17 protein-coding genes are annotated in these 25,352 nt (G+C 72.7%); 9 read left to right on the top strand and 8 right to left on the bottom strand.

Annotated features, from left to right (window positions below; genetic code table 11):
* The first annotated feature begins 73 nt into the window (after window positions 1-73).
* The 5 genes from STRTU_RS11185 to fxsT all read left to right on the top strand — a co-directional run bounded on the left by STRTU_RS11185 (window position 74) and on the right by fxsT (window position 9,310).
* Complete coding sequence (locus STRTU_RS11185) at window positions 74-1,129, top strand: AAA family ATPase (protein WP_159743406.1); 1,056 nt, start codon at window positions 74-76, stop codon at window positions 1,127-1,129.
* Window positions 1,130-1,134: 5 nt separating this feature from the next.
* Window positions 1,135-4,527, top strand: a complete 3,393-nt coding sequence (locus STRTU_RS11180) for an SAV_2336 N-terminal domain-related protein (protein ID WP_159743405.1) — start codon at window positions 1,135-1,137, stop codon at window positions 4,525-4,527.
* 104 nt (window positions 4,528-4,631) lie between these two features.
* Window positions 4,632-4,850, top strand: coding sequence for a YxD-tail cyclophane-containing RiPP peptide (locus STRTU_RS11175; protein WP_159743404.1), 219 nt, complete (start codon window positions 4,632-4,634; stop codon window positions 4,848-4,850).
* Window positions 4,851-5,009: 159 nt separating this feature from the next.
* Window positions 5,010-6,164 carry an FxsB family cyclophane-forming radical SAM/SPASM peptide maturase gene (locus STRTU_RS11170; protein ID WP_159743403.1) on the top strand — a complete coding sequence of 385 codons (1,155 nt, stop codon included), beginning with the start codon at window positions 5,010-5,012 and terminating at the stop codon, window positions 6,162-6,164.
* Between the two features lie 134 nt (window positions 6,165-6,298).
* Window positions 6,299-9,310, top strand: a complete 3,012-nt coding sequence (gene fxsT / locus STRTU_RS11165; protein WP_159743402.1) for an FxSxx-COOH system tetratricopeptide repeat protein — start codon at window positions 6,299-6,301, stop codon at window positions 9,308-9,310.
* 93 nt (window positions 9,311-9,403) lie between these two features.
* Here the strand turns inward: fxsT and STRTU_RS11160 are convergent, their stop codons facing one another.
* The 4 genes from STRTU_RS11160 to STRTU_RS11145 form a co-directional block, all read right to left on the bottom strand.
* Complete coding sequence (locus STRTU_RS11160) at window positions 9,404-13,177, bottom strand: multifunctional oxoglutarate decarboxylase/oxoglutarate dehydrogenase thiamine pyrophosphate-binding subunit/dihydrolipoyllysine-residue succinyltransferase subunit (protein ID WP_159743401.1); 3,774 nt, start codon at window positions 13,175-13,177, stop codon at window positions 9,404-9,406.
* A 237-nt stretch (window positions 13,178-13,414) separates the two neighbouring features.
* Window positions 13,415-14,548 (bottom strand): sensor histidine kinase, encoded by a 1,134-nt coding sequence (locus tag STRTU_RS11155; RefSeq protein WP_159743400.1) that lies wholly within the window; start codon window positions 14,546-14,548, stop codon window positions 13,415-13,417.
* The gene (locus tag STRTU_RS11150; RefSeq protein ID WP_042148648.1) at window positions 14,545-15,285 is read right to left on the bottom strand and encodes a response regulator transcription factor; all 741 of its coding nucleotides are present in this window, start codon (window positions 15,283-15,285) and stop codon (window positions 14,545-14,547) included. Before STRTU_RS11150 ends, STRTU_RS11155 begins: the two co-directional genes overlap by 4 nt.
* Window positions 15,286-15,359: 74 nt before the next feature.
* Window positions 15,360-16,124, bottom strand: coding sequence for a spermidine synthase family protein (locus tag STRTU_RS11145; protein WP_159743399.1), 765 nt, complete (start codon window positions 16,122-16,124; stop codon window positions 15,360-15,362).
* 325 nt (window positions 16,125-16,449) lie between these two features.
* Between STRTU_RS11145 and STRTU_RS11140 the strand changes: the two genes are divergently transcribed.
* Complete coding sequence (locus STRTU_RS11140; protein ID WP_246240359.1) at window positions 16,450-17,382, top strand: rhomboid-like protein; 933 nt, start codon at window positions 16,450-16,452, stop codon at window positions 17,380-17,382.
* A gap of 33 nt (window positions 17,383-17,415) precedes the next feature.
* On the opposite strand, the gene STRTU_RS11135 is transcribed toward STRTU_RS11140, so the two are convergent.
* Together STRTU_RS11135 and STRTU_RS11130 are read right to left on the bottom strand one after the other, a co-directional pair.
* Window positions 17,416-17,970 carry a hypothetical protein gene (locus STRTU_RS11135; protein WP_159743398.1) on the bottom strand — a complete coding sequence of 185 codons (555 nt, stop codon included), beginning with the start codon at window positions 17,968-17,970 and terminating at the stop codon, window positions 17,416-17,418.
* 120 nt (window positions 17,971-18,090) lie between these two features.
* Window positions 18,091-18,588, bottom strand: coding sequence for a YfbM family protein (locus STRTU_RS11130; RefSeq protein WP_159746839.1), 498 nt, complete (start codon window positions 18,586-18,588; stop codon window positions 18,091-18,093).
* Window positions 18,589-18,793: 205 nt separating this feature from the next.
* Between STRTU_RS11130 and STRTU_RS11125 the strand changes: the two genes are divergently transcribed.
* Window positions 18,794-19,627: a pentapeptide repeat-containing protein gene (locus STRTU_RS11125; protein WP_159743397.1), complete on the top strand. Its 834-nt coding sequence runs from the start codon at window positions 18,794-18,796 to the stop codon at window positions 19,625-19,627.
* Window positions 19,628-19,771: 144 nt separating this feature from the next.
* Window positions 19,772-22,180 (top strand): endopeptidase La, encoded by a 2,409-nt coding sequence (lon, locus tag STRTU_RS11120; protein WP_159743396.1) that lies wholly within the window; start codon window positions 19,772-19,774, stop codon window positions 22,178-22,180.
* A gap of 90 nt (window positions 22,181-22,270) precedes the next feature.
* Here lon and STRTU_RS11115 read toward each other — a convergent pair whose 3' ends face one another.
* Entirely contained in the window at window positions 22,271-23,128 is an 858-nt protein-coding gene (locus STRTU_RS11115; RefSeq protein ID WP_159743395.1) for a lysozyme, read from the bottom strand.
* A 268-nt stretch (window positions 23,129-23,396) separates the two neighbouring features.
* Between STRTU_RS11115 and STRTU_RS11110 the strand changes: the two genes are divergently transcribed.
* Window positions 23,397-23,900 (top strand): MarR family winged helix-turn-helix transcriptional regulator, encoded by a 504-nt coding sequence (locus STRTU_RS11110; protein WP_159743394.1) that lies wholly within the window; start codon window positions 23,397-23,399, stop codon window positions 23,898-23,900.
* Window positions 23,901-24,043: 143 nt separating this feature from the next.
* On the opposite strand, the gene STRTU_RS11105 is transcribed toward STRTU_RS11110, so the two are convergent.
* Entirely contained in the window at window positions 24,044-24,889 is an 846-nt protein-coding gene (locus STRTU_RS11105; protein ID WP_159743393.1) for a protein phosphatase 2C domain-containing protein, read from the bottom strand.
* Window positions 24,890-25,352 lie beyond the last annotated feature (463 nt).

The raw sequence follows: 25,352 nt of genomic DNA, 5'->3' as shown, positions 1-25,352 counted from the left end.
TGCCGATATCTCCGGCGGTCCGCCATGACCACCGCTCCTGACCGAGGCCTGGCCGGCGACGAGGAGTTCCGACGTGAGCGACTGGCTCATCTACCGTGGCGCGGGGGCACCGCACGACGGAATTGAGCATCTTCCGCCGCCGCCCCCCTGGCGCGATTTCGACGGCGGTCCCCTCGTGGCGCCGCCGGCCGCCCTCGACCCGTCCTCCGAGCGCAGGCTCGGTGTGCAGCACCGGGAAGCCAGCCACCACCGCCCCGGCGAGACCGAGCGCGAGCTGGTCAACGCCGCCCTCTATCTGCGCCGCCCGCTGCTGGTGACCGGCGCACCGGGCAGCGGCAAGAGCACCCTGGCCCATTCGGTGGCCTACGAACTCGGCCTCGGCCGGGTCCTCGGCTGGCCGGTCGTCAGCCGCAGCACACTCCGTGACGGTCTGTACGACTACGACGCCATCGGCCGCCTCCAGGACCTCCAGATCGCCCGCGCCGCCCCGGCCGCCGAGGAGAGCGGGGCGGCGGCCGGCCCGGATCCGGCCGACGAGCCCGGCGGCGGCATCGGCCGCTATATCCGCCTCGGCCCGCTGGGCACGGCCCTGCTGCCGGCCGCCCGGCCCCGGGTGCTGCTCGTCGACGAGCTCGACAAGAGCGATATCGATCTGCCCAATGACCTCCTCAATGTGCTGGAGGAAGGGGAGTTCCGGATTCCGGAGCTGGAGCGGCTGGCCGGATCGGCCCCCGAGGTGGAGGTGCTCAGCGACGACGGCGCGCGGGTGACGGTGCGCGACGGCCGGGTGCGCTGCCATGCCTTCCCCTTCATCGTCCTCACCAGCAACGGCGAACGGGACTTCCCGGCGCCCCTGTTGCGCCGCTGCATCCACCTCCACATCCCGGCGCCCGACAAGGAGCGGCTCGCCGCCATGGTGCGGGCACACTTCGGCGAGGGGGCGGCGGAGCGCCACGAAGCGGTGATCGACCGCTTCCTGGACCGCGAGCCCGGCGATGTCCGCGCCGTCGACCAGCTCTTCAACGCCATCCACCTGACCCAGAGAGCGGGCTGGACGGACGAGGACGAGGAGGAGACGCGGCGGCGTCTGACGGCGGAGCTGATGCGGCCCCTTGACCGGACGAGGTGAGTCCGGTGCCCCCCGGGGAGCCCGGCCCGGACCCCCTCGACGAACTCGTCGCCCGGCTGACCGCCGCGGGGCTGCCGGCCGACGCGCGCGGGATGGCCGATGCCCTCTGGCTCGCCCAGTGGATCACCCCGGGCGCACCGCGGGCCGAGGGCTCCGCGGACGCCGGGCCCGCTGACGAGGACCGTACGGACCGTACGGATTCAGCCACTTTCCGGGTGGGACCTGCCGCATCGTCCGGGACCGAGGGGAATGACGCGACGGTAGTGGCCGGCAGCGGCAGCGGCGGCGGTCCTGCGGACGGGGACGCCGCGCCGTCCGCGCTCCAGGACGGCGCCCGGCGCCGGGTCGCGGAGCTGCTGCCCACCCGTGACCCGGGGGAGGCCCCCACGAGGTGGCCCGATCCGGACCGGCAGCGCCTGGGCGAGGTCGCGGTCCCGGTCGCCTCCGCGTTCCCCGGACTGCTGCCGCTGCAGCGCGCACTGCGGCCGATCCAGCGCTACCGCCCGCCGGTCGCCCCGGTCCCCCGCAAGCTGGACGAGCCCGCCACCGCCGAACTCTCCGCCCACGCCGAAATGATCATCCCGGTGCTGCGCGGGGTGCACCGCCGGGCGGCCGGACTGCGGCTCCTGATGGACGGCTCGTCCTCGATGGCCGTCTGGGAACAGATGCTGCATGACCTGCGCCAGGTCTGTGAGCGGGTGGGCGCCTTCCGCGATGTCACGGTGCACTACCTCCATCCGCACGGCCCGGACGTGGGCGTCGCGGCGGCCCCCGGCCCCGGCCGCCCGCTGCGCCCCGCCGACCAGCTGCACGACCCGACGGGCCATCACCTCACCCTCGTCGTCAGCGACTGCGCGGGCCCCCTGTGGCGGGACGGCCGGATGCAGCGGCTGCTCTACCGCTGGGCGGCGGACGCCCCGCTCGCCGTCGTCCAGCCGCTGCCGCAGCGGATGTGGGCGCGCACCCTCCTGCCCGCCGTACCCGGTACCCTCGTCCGCCGCCAGGGCCCCTACCAGGCCCTCGACTTCCGGCCGGTCCGGCGCCGCCGCCGTCCCGCCGGCCCTCCGGGCACCCCGGCCGAGGCGCCCCGTGAGCGCGCCATTCCGGTCCTCTCCGCCACCCCCTCCGCGCTCGGCTCCTGGGCCCGGCTGGCCGCCGCCGACGCCGGGCTCGCACTGCGCGGCGCGGCCTCCGTCGTCCGGGCCGACCACGGCACCGGACATCCGGCGGGCCCGCCACCCGCGTACGGGCCCGCCGCCCCGGCCCGTATGGTCCGCGAGTTCGACCAGCTCGCCTCACCGGCCGCCCGGCTGCTCGCCGTGCACCTCTCGGCCGTCCCGCTCGCGCTGCCCGTCATCCAGCTCGTGCAGCGCGCGATGCTGCCGCAGACCGGCCCGGCCGAGCTGGCGGAGGTCCTCCTCAGCGGGCTGGTCACCCAACTCCCGCCGGACGAGCGGCCGTCGGGGGAGCAGGCCGGGGTGAGCGGCCCCTGGTACGACTTCGCGCCCGGGGTGCGCGACGAACTCCTCGCCCGGCTCAGCGCGGGGGAGGCGGCCCTGGTCCTCAAGCACTGCTCGCTCTACGTCGAGCGCACCTTCGGCCGCAGCGCCCGCAACTTCCCGGCCGTCGCGGTCGCCATGCTCTCCGGCAGCGGCCGGGAGCCCGAGACCGGCCGGCGGGCCGTCCCCGAACCCTTCGCCCGGGTCTCCGAACGCGTGCTGCGCCGCTTCGAACCGGCACTGCGCCCGCCCGCCCGGCGGCCGTACGCGTCCGACGGACCCGCCGCGGAGGGCGCGGCCCTCTTGGAGCGCTACGAACAGGACCGCGCCGTACGGGATCTGATCGAGGCGGTCCGGCTGCTGCGCGCCGCCACCGAACGCCTGCCGGTGGCCGGCACGGACCTCGCCCGCGCGTTGCTGCACGCCTGGGCGACCTGGCGCCAGCCGGACGCCCTGGAGGAGGCGGAGCGCGCGGCCCGCGCCGCGGAACGGGCCACCGCGGACGAGCCCGCCGCCGACGACCCCGAGGGCGCCACGGCGGGCCGGGAGGCCGAGCGCACCCGGGCGCTGATCGTGCTCGGCCGGGTCGGCCACGCCCGCGCCCGGGAACGCCGGACGGCCGGCACCCCCGCCGAGGAGCGCACCGCGCTCGCCGACGCCGCCCGCCATCTGCACACCGCCTGCGGGCTGATGAGCCTGCTGGACCCCCGCGTCCTGGAGAGCATGGTGTTACGCACCGAGATCCTGCGCCGGCTGGCCGCCCTGCCGGGCGTACCGGACACCGACGGGGCGACCGACCCCGACCCCCTCGACGAGGCGGAACGCTCCCTCACCACCCTCCTCGACCGGTGGCCCAGCGGAGAGCAGGTGCCGGGCGAGGTCTATGCCGCCCGCGGCGGGGTGCTGCTCGACCAGGCCCGGCGGGCCGCCCGCGGTGACGCGGGGCCGCACCCCGCCGAGGCGCTCGCCGTCCGCGCCGCCGACGATCTCGACACCGCCGCGGTGCTGCTGCGCCGCCGCGGCGGCACGGCCGACCGGCTGGTCTGCGAGACCCTGCTCGACCTCGCCGCGGCCCGCCAGCTCAACGGCGGCGCGGGCCTGCCGTCCGTACTGCCCACCCTCGAACGCGCCCGAGCGCTCGCCCATGAACTCGACGACCGGGCCCTGGAGGCGGACAGCCTGCGCCGTACGGCCGCCGCCCAGCGCGCCGTCCACACCCGCACCGGCGACCTGGGCGCGCTGGACGCCGCCATCGCCGCGCTGGCCGCCGCTCTCCGGCTGACCACCCCCGATTCGCCCGAGCACAGCTCGCTGCTCGCCGAGCGCGGTGCGGCACTGCTGCTGCGTGCCCGGCTGGAGCCGGAAGAGGCACCGGGCAAGCGGCTGGCCAACGAGGCGGTGCATGTGCTGCGCGAGGCGCTGGGCCGGGTCGCGCCGCAGGACCCCGACTTGGGCAGCCACCGTCTGCTGTTCGGCCGCGCGCTGCGGCTGCGCTACGAACGCCAGCCCTCGCTCGCCGATCTGCACGAGGCCGACTGGATCCTGGAGCTGGCCGCCCGCGGTGCGGACGTACCGGACGCGGTGTCGGCCGAGGCCTGGCTGGAAGTGGGCGATGTCCAGCTGCTGCTGGACCGCCGCTTCGACTCCCGTGAGCGCCACGACCGGGCCGCCGCCTGCTACCGCCGGGCCGCCGCGGCCGCCCGGCGGGCCGACAGCCCGCTGCCCGCCGCCCGCGCCCACCACCGCCGCGGCGAGGTCCTGGAGGTCACGGCGGGCCCCCGGTCCGCGCTGCACGCCTACCGCGAGAGCTGGGAGCAGTGGCAGCGGGCCGGTGAGGACACCGGCCCCGAGGCCCAGCGCACCCGCGCCCGTATGCGCGCCCTCGAATCCACCGCCTGACCGCCCCGGACACCCGTCCGGCTGCCTGGCCGTCGGCACCGGAACGTGTTTCTGTGGACGGCAGTTCGGGAACACCCCCGTCCAGCCGGCCAGAGGAGACCAGCGTGGCGACTACCCCCCGCACCGAACCGGCTGCGGCCGCCCCTCCGGGGCCGTCGGCCGAGCGGCTGCCGGACTTTGCCGGGGTCGACGTGGGCGTTCTGGCGGCACGGACGGACCATGCGGTGCTGGGAGAGGTGGCGGCGCTGCTGCTGCGCAACTGGCCGTCACCGGAGGACGCCGTCGCGTACTACGAGGACGGCCCGGAGAAGCTCTTGCGCTGACAGTCGAGAACGGTGGTTTTTGGGCAAACGTGCAAGGAAACCGGCCAGTTGCCGGTGGAATTTGGTTCTTTGCCCGGAGCCGGAGCCATGTACCAGGCAAGGGGCGCGCGTTGGCGCGCCCGTACCTCGACGCAGGCAGACGAGAGCAGGGGGCGACCCGTGGCGGGGGAGAAGACCGGCCCGACCGCTGTCGTGCCCTTCCGGCAGTTCGTGCTCAAGGTCCACAGCCGCTGCAACCTCGCCTGCACCTACTGCTACATCTACGCCGGCCCGGACCGCAGCTGGCGCGCCCGCCCGCCGACGGTCCCGGCCGCCACCATGCAGCAGACCGCCCTGCGCATCGCCGAACACGCCCGCACCCACCGGCTGCGCGAGGTCCGGATCGATCTGCACGGCGGCGAACCGCTGCTCACCGGCCCCGGACCGCTGCTGGCCCAGGCCGCCGCCATCCGCGCCGCGCTGCCCGCCGGGTGCACCGCCGCCTTCGGGGTGCAGACCAACGGGACGCTCCTCACCCGGGACATGATCGACACCCTCGCCGCCGCCGGGTTCCGGCTCGGCCTCAGCCTCGACGGCGGCACCCCCGGCCTCAACCGCCGCCGTATCGACCACGCCGGGCGGCCCTCCTGGCCCGCGGTCGCCCGCGCCGTACGCCTGCTCCGCGACCGGCCCGACGTGTTCGCCGGAATCCTGTGCACCATCGACATCACCGCCGACCCCGCCGCCGTCCACAGCTCACTGCGCGCCCTGGACCCCCCGATGGTCGACTTCCTCCTCCCGCACGCCAACTGGACCAGCCCCCCGCCCGCGCCCCTCGGACCGGCCGGCCGCACCCCGTACGGCGACTGGCTGTGCACCGTCTTCGACCTGTGGTGGGACGGCGGCCCCGGCCCCCGGGTACGGGTCTTCACCGAGATCCTCGGCCTCCTCCTGGGCCGCCCCAGCTCCAGCGAAGCGGTCGGGCTCTCCCCGGTCGTCGCCCTGGTCGTCGACACCGACGGCGCCATCGAACAGGTCGACTCGCTCAAATCCACCTACGAGGGCGCCGCCGCCACCGGCCTCGATGTCTTCCACCACACCTTCGACGACGCCCTGGCACACCCCGGCATGGCCGCCCGCCGCAGCGGCCGCGACGGCCTCGGCGCCCAGTGCCGCGGCTGCGCCCTGGTCGAGGTGTGCGGCGGCGGCAACTACGCCCACCGCTACCGCGCGGACACCGGCGGCTTCACCAACCCGTCCGTCTACTGCGCCGACCTGGAACGCCTGATCCGGCATATCGCGGCCCGCCTGGACGCCACGGTCGCCCTCAACTGACCTGCGTCCGAGATGACCTGACGCACTGTCGTCATATGGAGGGACACTTGGGCTATCGTGCCAAAGAGCCAGGGCGTGCCTGATGAGACAGCCTCTGCACGCGCGCACCATCGCATCCCCAGGGAGACGGTCGCATGGTCGATCAGGCCCATTTTTCCGGTCCCACCGGCTCCACCGAACACATCACCATCAGCTACGCCGGCTTCACCCGGCCCTGGGCCGCCTGGATCTCCCATCAGCTGGAGCAGCAGGGCCATGGCACGACCTTGCTGCGCTGGGACCCCCAGGCGGACACCGCGCTGGTGGCGGAGCTGTCCGGGCTGCTGGCGGCCGAGGGCCGGCTGCTGATGGTGCTGGACGACTGGTATTTCCGGCTGGGCCCCAAGAGCCAGGACGAGTGGACGGCCGCCCTGCGCGAGGTGGTCTCCCCGCACGCCGACCGGTTCGCCGCGGTGAGCGTGGCCACCCAGTCCCTGCCCGCCACGGCCTCCCTGCTGCGCCCCGCCGACCTGCGTGACCTGGACGCCCACGAGGCCAACCGCCGCGTCCTGCAACGGCTCGGCATCACGGCCCCGGGCCGGACCGTGGACGAGGACGCCCCCGGCGCGCCCCGCTTCCCGAACAACCCGCCCGAGGTGTGGAACATCCCGCGCCGCAACAACCGCTTCACCGGCCGCGACAACGTCCTCGAAGAGCTGCACGGCAAGCTGGCCGGCTCCGGCGCGGGCGCCGGGCCGCCGCTGGAGACCCGGATCGCGCTGTACGGCACCTCCGGTGTCGGCAAGAGCCAGATCGCCGCCGAGTACGCCCACCGCTTCGGCAACGACTACGACGTGGTGTGGTGGATCAGCGCCACCAACCGTGGCGCCGCCCGTGAACAGCTTGCCGAACTCGCCACCCGGCTCGGCCTCCCCGTGGGCCGGGAGCTGGGCGACCGTATCCGCGCCGTCCACGAGGCGCTGCGCGTCGGCCGCCCCTACCGCCGCTGGCTGCTGATCTTCGACAGCGCCGACGACATGGAACAGATCGAGGACCTGGTCCCGGACGGCCGCGGCCATGTCCTGATCACCACCCTCACCCGCGACTGGTCGGGCTCCGGCAGCGCCCAGGAGATCGAGGTGCTGCCCTTCAACCGCGCCGAGAGCGTCGCCTACGCACGGCGGCGCGCACCGCGGCTGACCCCGATGGAAGCCGATCTGCTCTCCCAGGCCGTCCAGGACCTGCCGCTGCTGCTCGCCCAGACCGCCGCCTGGCTCGACGCCAACCCGATGTCCCCCAAGGAGTACATCGAGCTGATCCGCCGCGGTGAGCCCAGCCTCGTCGGCATCCGGATCTCCTCCGACTACCCGATGGCCTTCCAGACCAGCTGGGCCATAACTCTCAACACCCTGCGCGAACGCAGCCCGGCCGCGGTCGAACTCCTCAAGCTGTTCGCGTTCTTCGCCCCGGACACCATCCCCGTGCCGATGCTCGCCCGCGCCCGCCGTGGCGACCTGCCCGAGCACCTCGCCGACCTCGCCGCCGAGCCGATCAGCTGGAACACCGCGCTGCGCCGGCTGACCGAGTCCACCGCCGTACGCCTCGACTACCAGGTCTCCCAGGACGCCGACCCGGCCGTGGAGACCGCGCTGATGCACCGGCTCTACCACCGGTTCCTGCGCAGCGACATGACCGAGGACGAGCGCGATCTGATGTCGGCCTGCGCCTGCCGGGTGCTGGTCACCGCCGACCCGCAGAACCCCGCCGACACCCGCTACTGGGAGCGCTACGCCGAACTCATCCCGCATCTGGAGCCGGCCGGCGTCCTCGACAGCCCCGAGCCCGCGGTCCAGCAGCTGCTGCTGAACTGCGTGGAATATCTGCGGGTCCGCGGCGAATACCGCATGGGCCTGCGGCTGTGCGAACAGTTCATGTCCCGCTGGCGCAGCCGCCTCGCCGCCACCCAGCGCACCATGCTCGTCCTCACTCACCAGCACGCCAACATGCTGCGCCGGCTCGGCCGCTACCGGGAGGCAGAGGCGGTCGGCAGCGCCGTCGTCGACCAGCTCGCCGCCGAGCGGGACCCCTCCGACGCCGATCTGCTGCGCGCCCAGGACGGACTGGCCGGCACGCTGATCGCGCTGGGCTCGTACGAGCAGGCCTACGACCTCTTCGACGCCGTCTGGCGGGCCTACGCCGAGCTGCTCGGCCCGGAGGCACCCCGCACCCTCTCCTCACGGCACAACCTCGGCAATGTCCTGGCGCTGCTCGGCCGCTACGAAGAAGCGCTGGTCACCCATCGCGAGGTGCTCTCCTTCCGGGAGCGCGAGCTGCGCGCCCGCCACCACCTCACGCTCAACGCGGGCACCGCACACGCACGCACCCTGCGCCTGCTCGGCCGCTACCGCGACGCCACCTCCAGCCAGGAGCTCAACGCCCGGCTGCACCTCCAGGTGATGGGCGCGCACACCCCGCAGACCCTGCGCGCTGAGCACAATCTCGCGCTGTGCCTGCGCCGCTCCGGCGAGGTGGCCCGCGCCGCCGGCCTGCTGGCCGACCTCGTCGAGCGCTCCCGGCGGGTGCTGGGCCCCCGCCACCCCGAGACCCTGATGGTGCGTGCGGACCACGCCACCTTCCTTCGGGAGCACGGCGATCTCGGGCACGCCCGCGACCTCGCGGAGGAGGTCGCCGAGCGCTATCGCGCGCTGGCCGGTGAGCGCCACCCGTACACCGTCGGCACCCTGGGGAACGTCGGGCTGGTCCGCGGGGAGTTCGGGGACCTGACGGACGCGCTGGACATCGCCGAACGCGCGCTGACCGGGATGGCGGAGGCCATGGGCCCCGGCCATCCCTGGACGCTGGGCTGCGCGCTGAACGCCGCGGCCGCCCGCAACCGGGTGGACGACGAGGACGGCGCGGTGGAGCTGGGCCGCGACACCCTGGAGCGGGCCAAGGCGGCACTGGGCGACACCCATCCGCTGACCCTCTCCGCGAAGACGGCGCTGTCCGAGGACCTGCGGGCGCTCCGCCGCGGCCAGGAGGCGGCGAAGCTCGAACAGGAGGCGATCCAGCAGCTCTCCGAGAACCTGGGCGCCGAGCATCCGCACACCCTGTCCGCCCGGCGCCGCCGCCGCCCGTACTGGGACTTCGAACCGCAGCCCGTCTGACGGGGCCCCGCCCCGGGCATGCGGAAGGGCCCGCCCCCACCGGGGACGGGCCCTTCCGCTGTTTCACCACCGGTCACTCGGCGGCCCGGCGCCTCAGGCGTCGAAGGCCTCCGAGACCAGCTGTGCCTGCTCCGCCTGGTGGCGCTTGGCGGAGCCGACGGCCGGCGACGAGGAGTGCGGCCGGGAGATCCGGCGCAGCCGCTCGCCGTGCGGGACATCGGCGCCGACGGCCAGGTCGAGGTGGTCGATCAGGTTGAGGCCGAGGAACGGCCAGGCACCCTGGTTCGCCGGCTCTTCCTGGGTCCACAGGTACTTCTCGGCGTTCGGGAACTTGGCGATCTCCGCCTGGAGCTCCTTGCCGGGAAGCGGGTAGAGACGCTCGATACGGACGATCGCGGTGTCGTTCGCGCCGCGCTTCTCCCGCTCCGCCTCCAGGTCGTAGTAGACCTTGCCGGAGCAGAAGATGACCTTGCGGACATCCTCGGGCTTGACCGTGGAGTCCCCGATGACCGGGCGGAAGCCGCCCGACGTGAACTCTTCCGTCCGCGACGCCGCGGCCTTCAGACGCAGCATCGACTTCGGGGTGAAGACGACCAGCGGCTTGTGGTGCGGGTTGTGGACCTGCCAGCGCAGCAGGTGGAAGTAGTTCGACGGCAGGGTCGGCGCCGCGACCGTCATGTTGTTCTGCGCGCACAGCTGGAGGAAGCGCTCGATCCGGGCCGAGGAGTGGTCCGGGCCCTGGCCCTCGTAGCCGTGCGGCAGCAGCAGGGTGACGCCGGACGTCTGGCCCCACTTCTGCTCCGCCGAGGAGATGAACTCGTCGACGACGGTCTGGGCGCCGTTGACGAAGTCACCGAACTGCGCCTCCCACATGACCAGCGCCTCCGGGCGGGCCAGGGAGTAGCCGTACTCGAAGCCCATCGCCGCGTACTCGCTGAGCAGCGAGTCGTAGACGTTGAAGCGGGCCTGGTCCTCGGAGAGGTAGAGCAGCGGGGTGTAGTCGTCGCCGGTCTGCCGGTCCACCAGCACCGCGTGGCGCTGGCCGAAGGTGCCGCGGCGGGAGTCCTGGCCGGCGAGCCGGACGGGGGTCCCCTCCATCAGCAGCGAGCCGATGGCGAGGGTCTCGCCCATGCCCCAGTCGATGGCGTTGTCCTCGACCTGGGCCGCGCGGCGCTGCAGCTGGGGCAGCAGACGCGGGTGGACGGTGCGGCCCTCGGGGATGTTGACCTGCGACTCGGCGATCCGCTTGACGACCTCCTGGGAGATCGCGGTGTCCACGTAGACCGGGAACTCGGCCTTGGGCTGCGGCACCTCGGGGGCCACCGGGGCCGTCGTGGCGTCGCGGACCTCGGTGAAGACCTTCTCCAGCTGGCCCTGGAAGTCCTGCAGCGCCTGCTCGGCCTCTTCCAGAGTGATGTCGCCACGACCGATGAGGGACTCGGTGTAGAGCTTGCGCACCGAGCGCTTCTTGTCGATCAGGTCGTACATCAGCGGCTGGGTGAAGCCCGGGTTGTCCGACTCGTTGTGGCCGCGGCGGCGGTAGCAGATCAGGTCGATGACCACGTCCTTGTTGAACGCCTGGCGGAACTCGAAGGCCAGACGGGCCACGCGGACGACGGCCTCGGGGTCGTCACCGTTGACGTGGAAGATCGGCGCCTCGATCATGCGGGCCACGTCGGTGGCGTACATGGACGAACGCGACGACTCCGGGGCGGCGGTGAAGCCGACCTGGTTGTTGATGACGACGTGCACCGTGCCGCCGGTGCGGTAGCCGCGCAGCTGGGACATGTTCAGCGTCTCCGCGACCACGCCCTGGCCGGCGAACGCCGCGTCACCGTGCAGCTGGATCGGCAGGACCGTGAAGTCCGTGCCGCCCTTGTTGATGATGTCCTGCTTGGCGCGCGCGACACCCTCGACGACCGGGTCCACGGCCTCCAGGTGGGAGGGGTTGGCGGTCAGCGAGACCTTGATCTGCTCGCCGTCCAGGCCGGTGAAGATGCCCTCGGCGCCCAGGTGGTACTTCACATCGCCGGAGCCGTGCATCGACTTCGGGTCGAGGTTGCCCTCGAACTCCCGGAAGATCTGCGCGTACGACTTGCCGACGATGTTGGCGAGGACGTTGAGGCGGCCGCGGTGGGCCATACCGATGACGGCCTCGTCCAGCCGCGACTCGGCCGCGGCGTCGATGACCGCGTCCAGCAGCGGGATGACGGACTCGCCGCCCTCCAGCGAGAAGCGCTTCTGGCCGACGTACTTCGTCTGCAGGAACGTCTCGAACGCCTCGGCGGAGTTCAGCCGGCGCAGGATGCGCAGCTGCTCCTCGCGCTCGGGCGACTTGTGCGAGCGCTCGACCCGGTCCTGGATCCACTTGCGCTGCTTGGGGTCCTGGATGTGCATGAACTCGATGCCGGTGGTGCGGCAGTACGAGTCACGCAGCACGCCCAGGATGTCGCGCAGCTTCATCATGGACTTGCCGGAGAAGCCGCCGACCGCGAACTCGCGCTCCAGGTCCCACAGGGTGAGCCCGTGCTCGGTGATGTCCAGGTCGGGGTGCTTGCGCTGGTGGTACTCCAGCGGGTCGGTGTCGGCCATGACGTGGCCGCGGACCCGGTAGGAGTGGATCAGCTCGAAGACCCGGGCGGCCTTGGTGACATCGTCGTCGTGGGAGGCGTCGATGTCGCGCAGCCAGCGGACCGGCTCGTACGGAATCCGCAGCGACTTGAAGATGTCGTCGAAGAATTCGTTCTCGCCGAGCAGCAGCTGGCTCATGATCCGCAGGAACTCGCCGGAGGCGGCGCCCTGGATCACCCGGTGGTCATAGGTGCTGGTCAGCGTCATGACCTTGGAGACACCCAGCTTGTTCAGGGCGTCCTGCGAGGTGCCCTGGAACTCCGCGGGGTAGTCCATCGCGCCGACGCCCATGATCATGGACTGGCCGGGCATCAGACGCGGCACCGAGTGCACGGTGCCGATGCCGCCCGGGTTCGTCAGCGACGCGGTGACTCCGGTGAAGTCGTCCATCGTGAGCTTGTTGTCGCGGGCCCGGCGGACGATGTCCTCGTAGGCCTGCCAGAACTCGAAGAAGGTCAGCGTCTCGGCCTTCTTGATGGCGGCGACGACGAGCTGGCGGTCACCGTTCGGCTTCACCAGGTCGATGGCCAGACCGAGGTTGACGTGCTCGGGCTTGACCAGCGTCGGCTTGCCGTCCTTCTCCGCGAAGGAGTGGTTCATCGACGGCATGGCCTTGAGGGCCTGCACCATCGCGTACCCGATGAGGTGGGTGAAGGAGACCTTCCCACCGCGGGCGCGCTTGAGGTGGTTGTTGATCACGATGCGGTTGTCGAACAGCAGCTTCACCGGGACCGCGCGGACGGACGTGGCCGTCGGCAGCTCCAGGGAGGCGCTCATGTTCTTCGCCACCGCGGCCGAGGGGCCGCGCAGGGTGACGAACTCGGGACCGACCGGAGCCAGGCTCGCGTCGGCGGCCGGCTTCGCGGCGGGCTTGGCCGGCTCGGCCTTCGCCGGAGCGGCCTTCGCCGGTGCCGGAGCGCTCGCAGCGGGCTTCGCCGGGGTGGCCGGCTCAGCGGAGGCCGGCTTCGGCTCGGCTGCGGGTGCGGACGACTGCGCCGGGGCGGCCGGAGCGGCGGGGGAGCCCTCCGCCGGCTGGCTCGGCGCGGTGGCGCCGCCCGGCTTGTAGTCGGCGAAGAAGTCCCACCAGGCTCGGTCTACCGAGTTCGGGTCCTGGAGGTACTGCTGGTAGATCTCGTCGACGAGCCACTCATTGGGACCGAACGCGGCAGCAGGGTTCTTACCCTGCCCCTCTTGGTCGGTCGAGATGCTCGAGCTGTTGGGGGACTGTAGCGACACGGCGGCAACCGCCCTCTTCCGCTTCCTAAGGTGGTGGACAGCGGGAATAAAGGCTACGCCTGTTGTGACCCTTGGTGCAGGCCGGGAGGGGTACTCGTCGTGTAGGTCACATTCCCGGACGGGTTTCAGGGCATGACTTGGCGGGAAACACACGAAGTTTGCCTGGCTGCGGGTAGGAGTGATCACCACCACACCCGCTGCTGAGTGTTTCCACCACCGACCCTACGTCAGCGGCCGTCAGCTTCGAGCTGACTCCAGCCCCGGAAGAGTGACCCGGATCCGGCAACCGCGGGACGATTCGGCGACCCCGATGCGTCCTCCGTGCAGGTCCACCGCCCAGCGGGCGATCGCCAGGCCCAGGCCCGTGCCGCCGTCGCTGCCGGGGCCCGACGGGGCCGGGCCGCCGCGGTTGAACCGCTCGAAGACCCGGTAGCGCTCCGCCTCGGGGATGCCGGGGCCCTCGTCCTGCACCTCCAGCACCAGGCTCTGCGGCCCCTCGCCGCGCCGGGCGTGCACCGTGACCCGGCCGTGCCGGGGGCTGTGCTTGATCGCGTTGTCGATCAGATTGGCCACGACCTGGTGCAGCCGCTCGGCGTCCGCGTGCGCGGTCAGCTCCGGCGGCGAGACATCGAGGTGGAGATGGACGTCCGTACGGGTGTGGGTGCCGGAGCCGGCGGCCCCCGACAGCCCCGAGAGGGTGGTGGCGCCCCGGCTCATGTTGGCTTCCTTGAGCACGCCGGACAGATACGGCCAGACCTCGAAGCGGCGGGCGTGCAGCGGCACCACCCCGTTGTCCAGCCGGGACAGGTCCAGCAGATGCTCCACCAGGCGGCCCAGCCGCTCGGTCTGCTTCAGCGCCGTACGCATCGTCTCCGGGTCCGGCTCGCAGACCCCGTCGACGACGTTCTCCAGGACGGCACGGAGCGCGGCGATGGGGGTGCGCAGCTCGTGCGACACATTGGCGACCAGCTCCTTGCGGTGGGTGTCCACCGCCTCCAGGTCGGCCGCCATCCGGTTGAAGGCGTTCGCCAGGTCACCGAACTCGTCACGGCGCTCCGAGCGGACCCGGCGGCTGTAGTTACCGTGCGCCATCGAGCGGGTGACATCCGTCATCTCGTCGAGCGGAGCGGTCAGGCTGTTGGCCACGAACTGGGTGATCAGCAGCGAGGCGATGATCGAGAAGATCGTGATCACCCGCAGCTCGGTCGCCGAGTGCATCGCGACGAACACCAGCAGGGTGGTGATGATCACCGAGACGCTGACCAGCGCCCCCAGTGCGGCCTTCACGGACCGGTACGGGTCCAGCGGGCGCAGGCCCTCCCAGATCCGCTGCCACAGCGCGTTCAGCGAGGTGCGTGGCGGCCGCGTCATGCGGCCGGGGTCTCCAGGGCGTAGCCGACACCGTGGACCGTGCGGATCCGCTCGGCGCCGATCTTGCGGCGCAGCGCCTTGATGTGGCTGTCGACCGTACGGGTGCCGGAGGCGTCGGCCCAGTCCCACACCTCGGCCAGCAGCTGCTCACGGGAGAGCACCGCACGCGGGGTGTTCGCCAGGCAGACCAGCAGATCGAACTCGGTGGGCGTCAGATGCACATCCGCGCCGCGTACCCGCACCCGGCGCTGGGCGTGGTCGATCTCCAGCTCGCCCAGCCGGAGGATGCCGCTGCGCGGGGTGTGCGCGGCCAGCGCGGCGCGCTCGACCCGGCGCAGCAGGACATGCACCCGGGCGGCCAGCTCCCGCATCGAGAACGGCTTGGTCATGTAGTCGTCGGCGCCGACGCCGAGGCCCACCAGCATGTCCGTCTCGTCGTCCCGGGCGGTGAGCATCATCACCGGCACCGGACGCTGGGCCTGGACCCGGCGGCACACCTCCAGGCCGTCGAAGCCCGGCAGCATCACATCGAGGACCAGCAGATCGGGCTGCCAGGCCTCGGCGGTGTCCACGGCGGCCGGGCCGTCGGTGGCCGTCTGCACCTGGAAACCCTCGGCGCGCAGCCGGGCCGCGATGGCCTCGACGATCGTCGGGTCGTCTTCAACGACCAGGACCCGGCGCTGGGCACCCGGCGTGGCCGCGGCGGCGCCGCCCTGCGTTGTCTGAGTCTGGTCCATCGCCCGCCCCTGCATGTCCCTGCGTGGTCGCCGTCTTGCTGGGCAGCAGCGTACGGGCATGGCGCGACTGTCGGCTACGCGCCCTTCCGCGCCAGATGGACCACGTCCGGGACGCCTCGGACAACGGGGATCTCTTCCGTATGTACCCCGTTGAACCCGGCATTTCGTAGCGCTTCCTCGAAGGCCGGCGAGGGCTGCGCGGACCAGACGGCGAGCACTCCGCCAGGGTTCAGACGATCGCGGCAGGCGGCGAGTCCGTCGGGGGAGTAGAGGCTGTCGTTGTCCTCGGTGACGGTCCAGTCGGGGCCGTTGTCGATGTCCAGGCACAGGGCGTCGTACGCGTCCCGGCCCGCCTCCGTCCACAGATGGGCGACCAGGTCGGTGTGCAGGATCTCGCTGCGCGGATCGGCCAGCGCGGCGGCGGAGACGGCCGACAGCGGGCCCGTGCGGTGCCAGTCGATGACCGCCTCCTCGCGCTCGACGACGACGATCCGGCCCCAGCGCGGCTCCTGGGCGGCGCGGGCCAGGGAGAAGCCGACGCCGAGGCCGCCGATGAGGACGACGGGGTCGGTGCGGCCGGCCGGCAGCGCGTCCAGCGCGGCGTCGATCAGCAGCCGCTCGGAGCGGCCGTCGGAGGTGTCCATCAGGAAGCAGCCGTTGGCGATGATCTCGTAGATCACCGGCGCCGCGGGGGTGCCGGCCCCGTCGGTCCCGGGGGCCGCGAGGGGCCCGCTCCGTTCGCGTAGCACCACCTCGCCGTACGGGCCCTCGCGGCGGTCGATCGTGCGCGGGGCCGCTGGGGCGCCGGTCGTTTCCTGTGTCGGTGTCACGGGAGCCATGGCGTCCATGGTGGCCACTACGGGGTGCGCCGGTCCAACGCATTGCGGGAGGGCTTCCCCGAGCCGGTGACCCGGACGTAAAGCACCGATCGGGAGTTGCCCCATGTGAGGGATCTCACTCTCACAGGTTCTTCATGGGTTGAGCATGCAGGGTGGTCCCGGACGTAGGACAAGGCAGGGATTCACGGCCGAGGGACACGGGCGTGGCTCACCGGAAGCGCCAGGACGGAAGGGGCCTCGGACTGTGAGCTGGCTGGGAATCGTGGAGAGAGTGCGGGGCGAGCGTGGGGCGGGTGCTGTCCGGGAAGCGGGTGCCGTCCCGGAGGTGGCTGCCGCTCTGGCGCCGGATGCCGGCTCGGATTCGGATGCCGCGCTGGTGCCGGACACCGCGCCGGTGCCGGATGCCCGCTCGGCCGCTGTGGCGCCGGGCCCGCTGCTCGGCATCCCCCGGCAGCGTGCGGGCCGGGCGACCGGGGCCCGTGCCGCCGAGACCGGGATTCGCTCTGCCGAGGCGGGGACCCATGCCGTCGAGGCCGGGCCGGATGCCCCGGATGCGGCGGTGCGCCCGGGGCCCTCGCGGCCCTGGCAGCCGCTGCGGCTGCTGCCCACCCCCGTCGGCACCCCCTTCACCTTCGGCTTCGCCGTGGTCCTCGCGGTCACCTCGCTCTTCGCCGAGTACGCCGACCCGGGGCTGGTCTCCAGGCTGCTGCACGGCTCCAGCACCGATGTCGTCCACCTCACCCAGGCCCCGCTGCCGGTGCTGATAGCCAGTGCGCTGTGGATCGCCGGCGGGATGACCTCCGGGTACGCCGTCGCCTTCCTCTTCGTCCTGACGGCGCTGGAGCGGCGGATCGGCGCGCGGGGCGCCGCCACGGTCTTCTTCGGCGGTCATGTGCTCGCCACCCTCGCCACCGAACTCCCCGTCGCCTTCTCGGTCGCCGCCGGCGGGCTGCCGGAGAGCTCGCTGCACCGCCTCGACTACGGCATCAGCTTCGGCGTGATGACCTGCATCGGCGCCCTCGCCGGTCTGCTGCCGGCCTGGCCGGGCCGGCTGCTGCTGGCCGTCGTCGGCTATCTGGCCCTGACGGACCTCCTCGCCTACGCCGACCCGCTGAGCGACTGGGGACATCTGCTCTCGCTCGCCCTGGGCGTGGCGAGCTGGCCGCTGCTGCGCCGCTGGCGCACCCGTCGCGCCGCACCCGCACCGCTCCTCGGCGACCTGGGCCATCCCGCCCTGCGGGGCGCGCGGATGTACTGAGCGTCCGGGGGCGCGGGCCGGTCCGGAGGGCTGCTACGGACGCGCCGTCGAACGGTAGGTGGCGGTGATGGCGTAGGCGCAGCCGCCCAGGAGCGCCACCCCGGAGAGCACCCCGCTGACGAACGGCACCCAGACCACGGCGGAGGTGGCCGCCATGCCCAGGCCGATCGCGCCGAGCGCGGTCAGCGTGGCGCCGGGGACGACGATGCTGCGCCGCTTCCAGACCGCCATCAGCGCGATGAAGTGCAGGCCGACGATCAGCGCGATCCAGGCCACCGCGGTCTGTTCGGGGGCGCCCGCCGCGCGCAGTGCGAGATTGCCGCCGACCAGCAGCACCGCCTCGGCCCCCACGACGAACGCGAACCTGCCCCGGAACCAGTCCGCCTGAGGGGCCTCGGCGTCGTCCGGCGCGGGCCCGCCGCGGCGCCCCGCCCGCAGCGCGAGCGTGAGCAGCCCGGCGAAGGTGAGCACCGCGAGCACCCGGAGGGCGATCCCGATCGCCGGATTCAGCGGCTCGTGCGCGTTGGCGACCACGAAGACCGTCCCGAAGAGTGCGCCGATGAAAACTCCGGACATCCGCTGCAACATGCCGCGAAGGTAGCAGTCATGACGGGGCGTGAGGCCGGAGGCGAGGGGCGCTTTCGGTAGGGATCCGCCGGACCGGTCGCTGCGGCCCGAGCCATATGCGCCCGCCCCCGCCCTGCGTGCCTATCCGAGCCACATGAGCATCCCGTCCCCCTCGTCCGCCGCCGCGCGGAAGAACGGCCGCAACTGCTCGTAGTGCTCGCTGACATAGTCCAGCGGCTCGCCCCGCTCCCAGACGATCGCCGGATACACCTCCGCCGCCGCGAGGTCCGCCGGGCCGACGCCGGACGTCAGGCGCTCGCCCGAGAGCCCCGCCAGCGCCTCCGCGGCGCACCGCACCTGCTCGGGGGTGAGGTAACGGGGCGGCCCGTAGCCCCAGTCGTCGGCATCCGGGACGGCCTCCTCGCCATGGACGATGTCCACCGGAAAACCGCGGCGGCGCAGCAGGAACCCGAGCGCGTCCCATGCCTTGTCGATGTCCAGGCAGCGGGCCGGCGCGGCCTCCGGGCGCTGTCCGGCTTCCGCTTCCCTCCACCCGTGGACCAGCTTCAGCGCCCACTCGGGATCGCCCAGGGCGCGGTCGAGTGCGGCGGGAGTGACACGTGCGTACTCTCCGATCATGCTCATGGTCCGACGCTAGGGGCGACCACTGACAACGCGGGGTGCGCGCCGGGGCGCCGCCCGGCCGCGGCGATCGGATCCGGCCAAGCGCAACAGCCCTCCGGCGCCTGGGAGAATGGCGGCCCCTTTCCGGGCACGGCCGGTCCCTTCCGGGCACCGCCTCGTACGGTGCCCGCCGGACGCAGATGCAGGAGAACAGGTCGCCGTGTCCCCAGAGCGTGAGCCATCGATTCCGGACGTCAGGGAACTCGGCCTGCGGTCCGACTGCGGGAGCTGCTTCGGGCTGTGCTGTGTCGCGCTGCCGTTCGCGGCCTCGGCGGACTTCGCGATCGACAAGGACGCCGGCCGGCCCTGCCCGAACCTGGAGACGGACTTCCGCTGCGGCATCCACAGCGAGCTGCGCCCGCGCGGCTTCACCGGCTGTACGGTCTTCGACTGCTTCGGCGCCGGGCAGAAGGTCTCGCAGGTCACCTTCGGCGGTCACGACTGGCGGCAGGCCCCGGGGTCCGCCCGGCAGATGTTCGACGTCTTCCCCGTCATGCGGCAGCTGCAGGAACTCCTCTGGTACCTGGCCGAGGCGCTGGCCCGCCCGGCGGCCCGCCCGGTCCACGCCGAGCTGCGCGCCGCCCTGGAGAAGACCGAACGCCTCACCCGCGGCAGCGCCGAGGAGCTCACGGCGCTCGATGTGCCGGCCCACCGGGGCGAGGTCAACGCCCTCCTGCTGCGCACCAGCGAACTCGTCCGGGCCGGGGTCCCGGGCCGTAAGAGGGAGCGGCGCGGCGCCGACCTCATGGGGGCGCGCCTCAAGGGCGCCAACCTCCGGGGCGCCAATCTCCGTGGGGCCTACCTGATCGCCGCCGACCTCACGGGTGCTGACCTGCGCGCGGCGGACCTGATCGGCGCCGATCTGCGTGCCGCCGATCTCGCCGGTGCCGATCTCACCGGTGCGCTCTTCCTCACCCAGTCGCAGCTCAACGCGGCCAAGGGCGATGCCGCCACCGAGCTGCCGCAGACCCTGAGCCGCCCCGCCCACTGGTAGCGCGCCCTCCCCGGACCGCCGGCGGGCCCGGCCCCAGCAGCGGCAACTCCCCCTGATCGCTCACAGCGAACGGTCCGGGGGAACATCTCCACCGCCGACGGCATTGAGTGAGTACAGCTCAACTTGCTTGCCGAAGGGGAGATCATGGCTTCGACGTCCACACCGCTCACTCTGCCCGTGCTGCCCCTCGATGACGAGGTCGTGCTCCCGGGCATGGTGGTGCCCCTGGACCTGTCCGACGCGGACGTCCGGGCAGCCGTGGAGGCCGCGCAGGCCGCCGCCTCCTCGGGTAACAAACCGCGGGTGCTGCTTGTGCCCCGGATCGACGGGAGCTACCCGGCGATCGGCACGCTCGGGCGGATCGAGCAGGTCGGGCGGCTGTCCGACGGCGATCCCGGGGCGCTGATCCGGGGCCTGGGGCGGGTGCGGATCGGCTCGGGCACCACCGGGCCCGGCGCCGCGCTCTGGGTGGAGGGCACGACCGTCGAGGAGACGGTCCCCGCCCCCCTGCCCGGTGCGGTGGCCGAACTCGTCACGGAATACAAGGCGCTGGCCACCAGCTGGCTGCGCAAGCGCGGTGCCTGGCAGGTCGTCGACCGCGTCCAGCAGATCGAGGACGTACCGACGCTCGCCGACAACTCCGGCTACTCGCCGTTCCTGACCACCGAACAGAAGGTCCGGCTGCTGGAGACCGCCGACCCGGTCGCGCGGCTGAAGTTCGCCACCGAGGCGCTGCGCGAGCACCTCGCCGAGCAGGATGTCGCCGAGTCCATCGCCAAGGACGTCCAGGAAGGCGTCGACAAGCAGCAGCGGGAGTTCCTGCTGCGGCGGCAGCTGGAGGCGGTCCGCAAGGAGCTGGCCGGGCTCAACGGCGATCCGGAGGACGAGGGCGACGACTACCGCGCCCGCGTCGAGGCCGCCGACCTGCCCGAGGACGTCCGCAAGGCCGCCCTCAAGGAGGTCGACAAGCTGGAGCGGTCCAGCGACCAGAGCCCCGAGGGCTCCTGGATCCGCACCTGGCTGGACACCGTCCTCGAACTGCCCTGGAACGAACGGACCGAGGACGCCTACGACATCGCCGGGGCCAAGGAGATCCTGGACGCCGACCACTCCGGCCTGGAGGACGTCAAGGAGCGGATCACGGAATACCTGGCCGTCCGCAAGCGCCGGTCGGAACGGGGCCTCGGCCTGGTCGGCGGCCGCCGCGGCGGAGCCGTACTGGCGCTCGTCGGCCCGCCGGGCGTCGGCAAAACCTCGCTCGGCGAATCCGTCGCGCGCGCCATGGGCCGGAAGTTCGTCCGGGTGGCGCTCGGCGGCGTACGGGACGAGGCGGAGATCCGCGGCCACCGCCGTACCTACGTCGGCGCGCTGCCCGGCCGGATCGTCCGTGCGATCAAGGAGGCCGGTTCGATGAACCCGGTCGTCCTCCTGGACGAGATCGACAAGGTGGGCTCCGACTTCCGGGGCGACCCGGCCGCCGCCCTCCTGGAGGTCCTGGACCCGGCGCAGAACCACACCTTCCGCGACCACTACCTGGAAGTCGAACTCGACCTCAGCGATGTGGTCTTCCTGGCCACCGCCAATGTCCTCGAAGCCATCCCCGAACCGCTGCTGGACCGTATGGAGCTGGTCCGGCTGGACGGCTACACGGAGGACGAGAAGGTCGTCATCGCCCGGGACCATCTGCTGCCGCGCCAGCTGGAGCGGGCCGGTCTGGAGCCCGGTGAGGTGGCCCTGGAGGACGAGGCGCTGCGCAAGCTCGCGGGCGAGTACACCCGCGAGGCGGGCGTACGGAACCTGGAGCGCGCGGTCGCCAGGCTGCTGCGCAAGGTCGCCGCCCAGCACGAACTGGGGGAGCGGGAGCTGCCGTTCACGGTCGGCGCGGACCAGCTGCGCCCGCTGATCGGGCGGCCGCACCACACCCCCGAGTCGGCCCAGGACCCGGCCGAGCGGCGCACCGCGGTGCCCGGCGTGGTCACCGGCCTCGCGGTCACCGGCGCCGGCGGCGACGTGCTCTACGTGGAGGCTTCGCTGGCCGATCCGGAAACCGGGGCGTCCGGGCTCCAGCTGACCGGCCAGCTCGGCGAGGTGATGAAGGAGTCCGCGCATATCGCGCTGTCGTTCCTGCGCTCGCACGGCGCGGAACTGGAGCTTCCGGTCGCCGACCTGAAGGAGCGCGGAGTGCATCTGCACGTACCGGCGGGCGCCGTCCCCAAGGACGGGCCGAGCGCGGGCGTCACGATGACGACGGCGCTGGCCTCGCTGCTCTCCGGCCGGCAGGTCCGGCCCGATGTGGCGATGACCGGTGAGGTCTCGCTGACCGGGCGGGTGCTGCCGATCGGCGGCGTCAAGCAGAAGCTGCTGGCGGCCCACCGGGCGGGCATCACCACCGTGGTCATCCCGAAGCGCAACGAACCGGACCTGGACGACGTCCCGGACGAGATCCTCGCGGCCCTCGACGTCCACCCGGTCGCCGATGTCCGCCAGGTACTGGAGCTGGCACTGACCCCGGCGTCGAACGGGGCCGCGCCCGGGGTGCCGGTCGCGGCGTGACACCACCGACGGCCGGCCCGGCCCCCGTGGAGGCACCGGGCCGGCCGCCGCGCTCGCGTGTGGGGGACCGGGGGACATCGGTGCGTGCGGCTAACCGTTCGCCAGCGCCCGGAGCCGGTCCATCGCGCCGTTGAAGCGGTTGTGGTCACCGACCGTCGGGCCGGAGGAGGTGTACTGCCAGATGGTGTGGAAGCCCCAGCCGGCCGGGAGTTCACCGGCCGAGGAGCCGTAGCGCGGAATCCACAGGGGGTTGACGGCACCGAAGGCGGCGGAGTTGCCGGTGCACTGCTTCCACCAGCCGGTGGAGGTGTAGAGGACGGCGTCCCGGCCGGTACGCGCCTTGTAGGTGGCGAACCAGTCCTTCATCCAGTTGACCAGCCCGGCCGCGCTCAGCCCGTAACAGGTCGCGCCGTAGGGGTTGTACTCCATGTCGAGCGCGCCGGGCAGCGTCTTGCCGTCCTTGGACCAGCCGCCGCCGTGGCTGACGAAGTAGGCGGCCTGGGCGGCGCCGCTGGAGGTGTCGGGGGTGGCGAAGTGGTAGGCGCCGCGGATCATCCCGGCGTTGTAGGAGCCGTTGTACTGCTGCGCGAAGTACGGGTTGGTGTAGCTGGTGGACTCCGTCGCCTTGACGTAGGCGAAGCGGACACCGCTGTTCCAGAGGGTCGACCAGGCGACATTGCCGTTGTGGCTGCTGACGTCCACCCCCTCGACGGAGGCGAGCGGGGCGGCCGGGGGTGCGCCGCCGTCCGCCGTGCCCTCGTGCCGGGCGATCTGGGAGCCGGCCCAGTCCTGTTCGGGGTGGCGGGGTTCCGGTGCGCGCTGGGTGGCCGCGGCCCCGGCGGTACCGGGCAGGCCGAGGAGGAGGGAGACGAGGGCGAGCAGGATCCCGGCCACGGTCGCGAGGGAGCGTGCGGGGCGGTGGGGGGAGCCGGATCTGAGCACGGACATACGTGCCTCCGAAGATCTCGGTGGATGACCTGAGGGGGGAGGAACTGGCGGCATGGCGCAGGCGTGCTGACCGATGGGCGAGGTGCATGACGCCGCGGCGGGATACCCGGGCCGCTTGGTATGGCCATGCCAGAAATAACGGTACGCGCGTAGACCGAGGTGACAAAAGAGGGACCCTGGGCCGCCGTTGGTCTAATCCTGCGAAATACTGGCCGAGCTGCGGCTTCGACCGCCACCGGCCGAAACTTTCAGGTGAGGAAACACGGGAATGGGCGCTGACGTGCACGACACCGGAGCCGACGGGACGACCGCGGACGGTGAGCCGACGGGTGTGGACCACGTATTCCTCGCCCTGGAACGTGAATTGGCGGTATTTCTCCGCCGCGCCCGTGCCTCATCCGGCGAAATGGCACGAGAGGTACATCCCGACCTGGAGCCCGCCGCATACGGCCTCCTCGTACGGCTGGCCGATGCCGGGGCCCAGCGCGCCACCGACCTCGCCGGCTACTTCGGCGTCGGCAAGGCCACGATGAGCCGCCAGCTGCACGCCCTGGAGCAGCTCGGACTCATCACCCGCGCACCGGACCCGGCGGACGGCCGCGCGGTCCTGGTACGCCTCACCGACGAGGGCCGCGCACGCTTCACCCACGTCCGTACCGCCCGCCGCGCCCGCTACGCCCGCCGCCTCGCCTCCTGGGACCGCGGCGAGGTCAGCGAACTCGCCCGGCTGCTCCACCGGCTGAACGCGGAGCAGGAGGGGGAGGAGGCGTAGCGCCTGCCCGGACGGGGGCCGCCGCGGGCCCGCCCGGATGCGTCCCGTCACCCGACGTGTCCCGTCGCGCGCCGGCCCGGATGCGCCCCGCCGCCCGCCCGTTCCCGCGGCGGCGGAAAAACTTTCCGCTCGCCCCGTGATTGTCACGGCGCCACAAAAATCACCGCCGCGTCGTCCCGCGCCTTGCCGCGCGGAAACGCCGCGCACGCCGGATCCGCCGCCTCCGCGGCCCGTACCCGGTCGATCAGCGCCTGCGGGCCCTGCCCGGACACCAGGGCCACGCAGTCCGCCCAGGACCCCTCCCCGAAGACCTCGACCCAGCGGCTCGCCCCGTCGCTGAGCGCGGTCAGCGAGCGGACACCGGCGCGCGGGGTGCTGCCGGTCACCGCGCGGGCGGCCACCGCCGGATCCGCGGCCGCGGTGAAGAAGCCGCCCTCCGCATTGCGCAGCGCCTCGACCGCGCGGCCGTACTCCCGGCCCAGCGCGGCCCGTTCCGCCGAGCCGCGGTGCAGCGCCCGTACGGCGGCCCGCAGGTCCTGGACCTCGGGCGGCAGTTCGTCCAGCCGGGAGTCGAGCACCGGATCCACCGAGCCGTCCGTCCGCTCCAGGAGGAGCACCGAATCGGACAGGACGAGGTGCTCGACGGTGCCCCCGGACCACCGTGCGGCGATCACGGTTGCCTGCGGAGTGCGTACGTGAGAAAGGTCACAGGAGTCCCGGTGGCCGTCGGCTGTCCGGGAGATGGCCGCGGCGAGAGCCTCAGCCAGCGTCATATCCCGGTGTGAAACCGACAGTTCGAGCATTGCGCCACCGAGCCGCGCGGTGAACCACGGCACCCCGTGGACGCAGCCGTCGTCCCCCTCCGGAGGCGTCACGCCGTCCAGGAGGACGAGCGCACCACCCTGACCGGAAGCCGGCAGGGCGACCGATGTGTAGTCCTCATTTGGTCGTTGGGGGTCGCCCGGCTCGGTGGCGAGTGCGATGTGCATACCCGGAAGTCTGCCGGAGGCGGTGGTTTCACCCCGGCCGGCGGGCGTGCGCGGCGGCGTCGGCGGCCGGGCGGGCCGGGGGATACCAGCGGTAAGGGGCGCCGGTCCCGTGGCGTGCGGGCGGGCATCCTTCCAGGACCGGGTCGCATCTCCAAACCCGTTCAGGGGTTGCGCGAGGTTGCGAGGGAAAACTTCAGCGCTCGGAAGTTGATGGCCAAACTCCGAGTGATGTTCACTCGTTCAGGTGGCCGGGCATGTGTTGCCGAGCCACTGCGCGGCGCCGGTGGAATGGTCGTTGCCCGAATCATGGGGTGAGGTCCGGACATTCGTCGCGACGCGCAGAGCCGGGCTGTTCCCCTTCGCGGAAGTGTGCGCTGCTGCGGTCTTCGCGCAGGTCCGCTCCGCGAGCGGAGGGTGAGCCGGGTCCGCGACGCCAGTGGGCGTGAGCAGGCGAGACAGGAAT

The sequence above is a fragment of the Streptomyces tubercidicus genome, assembly GCF_027497495.1.
Taxonomy (GTDB): Bacteria; Actinomycetota; Actinomycetes; order Streptomycetales; family Streptomycetaceae; genus Streptomyces; species Streptomyces tubercidicus.
The sequence above is the reverse complement of the archived record's forward strand: the minus strand, read 5'-3'. Positions and strand labels throughout refer to the sequence as shown.

Bases quoted from the DNA above. Each gene is read 5' to 3' on its own strand.
- fxsT (WP_159743402.1), top strand. From the start codon at position 6,299: ATGGTCGATCAGGCCCATTTTTCCGGTCCCACCGGCTCCACCGAACAC.
- STRTU_RS11155 (WP_159743400.1), bottom strand. From the start codon at position 14,548: ATGACGCGGCCGCCACGCACCTCGCTGAACGCGCTGTGGCAGCGGATC.
- STRTU_RS11150 (WP_042148648.1), bottom strand. From the start codon at position 15,285: ATGGACCAGACTCAGACAACGCAGGGCGGCGCCGCCGCGGCCACGCCG.
- STRTU_RS11145 (WP_159743399.1), bottom strand. From the start codon at position 16,124: ATGGCTCCCGTGACACCGACACAGGAAACGACCGGCGCCCCAGCGGCC.
- STRTU_RS11135 (WP_159743398.1), bottom strand. From the start codon at position 17,970: ATGTTGCAGCGGATGTCCGGAGTTTTCATCGGCGCACTCTTCGGGACG.
- STRTU_RS11130 (WP_159746839.1), bottom strand. From the start codon at position 18,588: ATGATCGGAGAGTACGCACGTGTCACTCCCGCCGCACTCGACCGCGCC.
- lon (WP_159743396.1), top strand. From the start codon at position 19,772: ATGGCTTCGACGTCCACACCGCTCACTCTGCCCGTGCTGCCCCTCGAT.
- STRTU_RS11115 (WP_159743395.1), bottom strand. From the start codon at position 23,128: ATGTCCGTGCTCAGATCCGGCTCCCCCCACCGCCCCGCACGCTCCCTC.
- STRTU_RS11110 (WP_159743394.1), top strand. From the start codon at position 23,397: ATGGGCGCTGACGTGCACGACACCGGAGCCGACGGGACGACCGCGGAC.
- STRTU_RS11105 (WP_159743393.1), bottom strand. From the start codon at position 24,889: ATGCACATCGCACTCGCCACCGAGCCGGGCGACCCCCAACGACCAAAT.